The 3,694-nt window shown below is 70.6% G+C and carries 5 protein-coding genes; 4 read left to right on the forward strand and 1 reads right to left on the reverse strand.

Going from position 1 to position 3,694, the window contains the following annotated elements; genetic code table 11:
- Positions 1-1,405 (forward strand): sodium:solute symporter family protein (locus J1C73_RS32785; RefSeq protein WP_207319545.1); only part of this gene is annotated, 1,405 nt, incomplete at its 5' end.
- 82 nt (positions 1,406-1,487) lie between these two features.
- On the opposite strand, the gene J1C73_RS32790 is transcribed toward J1C73_RS32785, so the two are convergent.
- Positions 1,488-1,844, reverse strand: a complete 357-nt coding sequence (locus tag J1C73_RS32790; RefSeq protein WP_207319546.1) for a hypothetical protein — start codon at positions 1,842-1,844, stop codon at positions 1,488-1,490.
- Positions 1,845-1,951: 107 nt separating this feature from the next.
- On the opposite strand from J1C73_RS32790, the gene J1C73_RS32795 reads away from it, so the two are divergent.
- The 3 genes from J1C73_RS32795 to J1C73_RS32805 all read left to right on the forward strand — a co-directional run.
- Complete coding sequence (locus tag J1C73_RS32795) at positions 1,952-2,287, forward strand: DUF6412 domain-containing protein (protein ID WP_123471310.1); 336 nt, start codon at positions 1,952-1,954, stop codon at positions 2,285-2,287.
- A gap of 127 nt (positions 2,288-2,414) precedes the next feature.
- Positions 2,415-3,185, forward strand: coding sequence for a YidC/Oxa1 family membrane protein insertase (locus J1C73_RS32800; protein ID WP_207319547.1), 771 nt, complete (start codon positions 2,415-2,417; stop codon positions 3,183-3,185).
- Between the two features lie 136 nt (positions 3,186-3,321).
- Positions 3,322-3,694 (forward strand): fumarylacetoacetate hydrolase family protein (locus J1C73_RS32805; protein WP_207319548.1); only part of this gene is annotated, 373 nt, incomplete at its 3' end.

Genomic DNA, 3,694 nt, shown 5'->3' on the forward strand with positions numbered 1-3,694 from the left:
CGCCGAGTGGTCGGTGGGCGGGCGCAGTCTGGGGACCGTCTTCATCTGGGTGCTGATGGCCGGCGAGGGCTACACCAGCTTCAGCTACCTCGGAGCCGCGGGCTGGGGCTACAACTACGGTGCGCCGGTGCTCTACGTGGTGGCGTACATGTCCTGCGGCTACGCCGTCGGCTACGTCGTCGGGCCCATGCTCTGGGCGTACGCGCGCAAGCACGACCTCGTCGGGATCACCGACATGGTGGCGCACCGCTTCGCACGGCCCTGGCTCGGGGCGCTCGTCGCCGTCCTCGCGACCGTCTTCCTGCTCCCGTACATCCAGCTCCAGATCACCGGCATGGGCGTGGTCGTCTCGACCATCTCCTACGGCGCCATCAGCCTGAACCGGGCCTACTTCATCGCCTTCGCCGTCACCACCGGCTTCGTCGTCGTCAGCGGGCTGCGCGGCAGCGCGTGGGTGTCCGTGCTGAAGGACGTGATGGTGATCGCCACGCTCGGCTTCCTCGCCGTCTACGTACCGATGCACTACTTCGACGGCTACGGGCCCTTCCTCGACCGGCTCGTCACCGAGAAGAGCGAGTGGCTGACCTTCCCCGGGCACGGCGACAGCGGCCTCGGACAGGCCTGGTTCATCACCACCTCGTTCCTCAACTCCCTCACCGTCGTGATCTTCCCGACGACCGTCGCCGGCTATCTCGGTGCCAGGAACGCCGACGTGCTGCGGCGCAACGCGATGTGGCTGCCCGCCTACAACGTCCTGCTGTTCGTGCCGATGCTGCTCGGCATGGCGGCCCTGTTCGTCGTGCCGGGGCTGGTCGGCGCCGAGTCCAACCTGGCGCTCTTCAAACTGGTCGTGGACTCGCTGCCGGCCTGGTCGGTCGGGGTCATCGGCGTCGCGGCCGCACTCTCGTCGATCGTGCCGATGGCCGTCTTCATGCTGGTCATCGGCACGATGTGGGGACGCAGCGTGCTCTCGCTCGTGCCGCGCTGGGAGCAGCGGCAAAAGGGCGCGGCCCAGGTGGTCGTCGTGATCGCGGGCAGCCTGGCCCTGCTGCTCACGTACACGGCACCGAACACCCTCGTACGGCTCTCGCTGATCTCGTACGAGGGGATGGCGCAGCTGCTCCCCATGGTGCTGCTCGGTCTGATGTGGCGGCGGTTGACGCTGCTCGGAGCGATGAGCGGGCTGGTCGTCGGGGTGGCCGCCGTGTGCGGGTTCGTCTTCACGGAGAACGATCCGGTGTGGGGCGTGAACGCGGGCATCGTCGCGCTCGGCGCGAATCTGGCCGTCGCGCTGGCGGTGACGTACGCGGGGCCGCGCGAGCGCGACGAGCGGCCGGACGAGGACGTGCTGGCGCGGGACGAGATCGATGACGACGAGGAGGCGGGCGCCGCGGTGGCGGGGTGAGACCCGCTGAGACCGCGTACGTAACCGCGTACACAGGTGAGGCGGGTGCGGTCGTGCGTCGCGTGTGGTGGGCGCGTGGGGCTCAGTGCCGCTCCCGCAGCAGCAGGACCGTGACCGTCGCCAGCAGCGCCAGTCCCACCGACAGCAGCAGCGCGCCGTTCGCGCCCGAGCCCATCGCCGCCCGTTCCGGCTCCACCGACTCGACCCTCAGGGTGCCGAGCAGGGACAGCACAACCACCGCGTGCAGGGCGAAGCCCGCGGCCAGCTGGTGGCGGGGCGTGACCCGGCCCGTCAGCCGGTGCGCCTGCAGCGCCACCAGGTGCGCGAGGAGTACGTCCTGACGGACAGCGGCAAGGCGCTCCGGCCGGTCGTCCGCAGCCTCGGCGCATGGGGGCCCGCGGGGGCCCGTCGAGGTCCGCCGGGGCGTGCCCGGGGTCACCGACGCCGATCGTGTACGAGGCCGGTTGACGCCGATCGTGTATAACGGTTAAAGGTTGAAGTGCCGCTTCACTGTGCGGCCGCAGGAGTGCGAAAGGGGGAGGACCCATGGGCGCAGGTGCCAAGAACCGCTTGCGCGGTGGCCTCGCCCGGCTGCTCCGTCCCGCCGGCCTGCTGCTCTTCTTCCTCACCGAGGTCCTGCTCGCCGAGGGCGGCAGCCTCTCCGCCGCGGTCGCGCTCGCCGCCACCGCTGCCGCCGGTACCGCACTCGTCGCCTGCTCGGTCATGAGCGCGCGCTGCGCCGTCCCGGTGCCCCGCACCCGGGTCCGTACCGCCATGCGCGACCGGGAGAAACGCACCGCGTTCCTGCCGCAACGCGACCCCGACGCCAAGGGGCGCAGGCGCCCCCGAGCCCCCGGCCGTGTCCTCCTGACGGCCGCGTAGGGCTCCCCTTTCCCCCTCCTTCGTCCAGGTGCGCACGCCGTGTGCGTGCGCGTGGGCGCCCCGCGCGGATCGTCATGCCGAAGTTGATCCACTTCCCGGCACGACGAGACCCCCGGAGGGCTCATCCATGTCCGCCTTCATGTCCGCTTTCGCCAGCCTGGTCGGCGCCTTCGCCGATCTGCTGCACCCGTTCTTCCAGACCGCGTCCACCGCCGCCGCGATCGTGCTGTTCACCGCGCTCGTACGGCTCGCCGTGCACCCCCTGTCGCGGGCCGCGGCGCGCGGGCAGAAGGCCCGCACCAAGCTCCAGCCGCAGATCGCCGCACTGCGCAAGAAGCACGGCAAGAACCCCGAGCGGATGCAGAAGGCGCTCATGGAGCTGCACAAGGAGGAGAAGGTCTCGCCGCTCTCCGGCTGCCTGCCCAGCCTGCTCCAGATGCCGGCCTTCTTCCTGCTCTACCACCTCTTCTCCAGCCAGAAGATCGGCAACGACCCCAACGAACTGCTCGGCCACCAGCTCTTCGGGGCCCCGCTCGGCGAGCGCTGGCGCGACGCGCTCACGGACGGCGGGATGTTCGGGGCGCAGGGTGCCGTGTACCTGGGGCTGTTCGCCCTGGTCGCCGCGGTGGCCACCTTCAACTACCGGCGTACGAAGCGACAGATGGCCGCCAACCCCGTCACCCCGACCGCCGGTCCCGACGGACAGCCGGTCCCGGGCATGGGGGCGATGACGAAGCTGATGCCGCTGATGTCCTTCTTCACCCTGTTCACCGTGGCCTTCGTGCCGCTGGCCGCCGCGCTCTACGTCGTCACGAGCACCACCTGGACCGCGGTCGAACGGGCCTACCTGTACCGCGACATGCCGGCCGCGGGCGCCGCCGTGGCCACGGCGGCGTAACCGCGGACGCGAGTGCGCCGGTCCAGTGTGTGAACAGGGTCTTGCGGAGTGATCGGATGTCTTGGAGGATCGGACAAGCCTGCGATGGCCGCAACCCATCCGACGGGCCCGATCTCGACCAAGGGGAGACAGACCGTTGAAGCTGCTTCGTGTGGGTACGGCAGGCGCGGAACGACCGGCGCTGCTGGATGAGGACGGAATCCTGCGTGACCTGGCAGGAGTCGTCACCGACATCGACAGTGCGCTGCTCGCTGACGAGGACGCGCTGGCCCGGGTCCGGGCCGCCGCGGCCGCGCCCGGTGAGCTGCCGGTGCTCGATGCCGAGGGGCTGCGGGTGGGTCCGCCGCTCGCCCGGATCGGCAAGATCGTGTGCATCGGGCTGAACTACCACGACCACGCCACGGAGACCGGCGCGCAGATCCCGGGCGAGCCGATCCTGTTCTTCAAGGCGCCGGACACCGTCGTCGGGCCCGAGGACACGGTGCTCGTGCCGCGCGGCAGTGAGAAGA

Source organism: Streptomyces laculatispora (genome assembly GCF_017353455.1).
GTDB lineage: Bacteria > Actinomycetota > Actinomycetes > Streptomycetales > Streptomycetaceae > Streptomyces > Streptomyces laculatispora.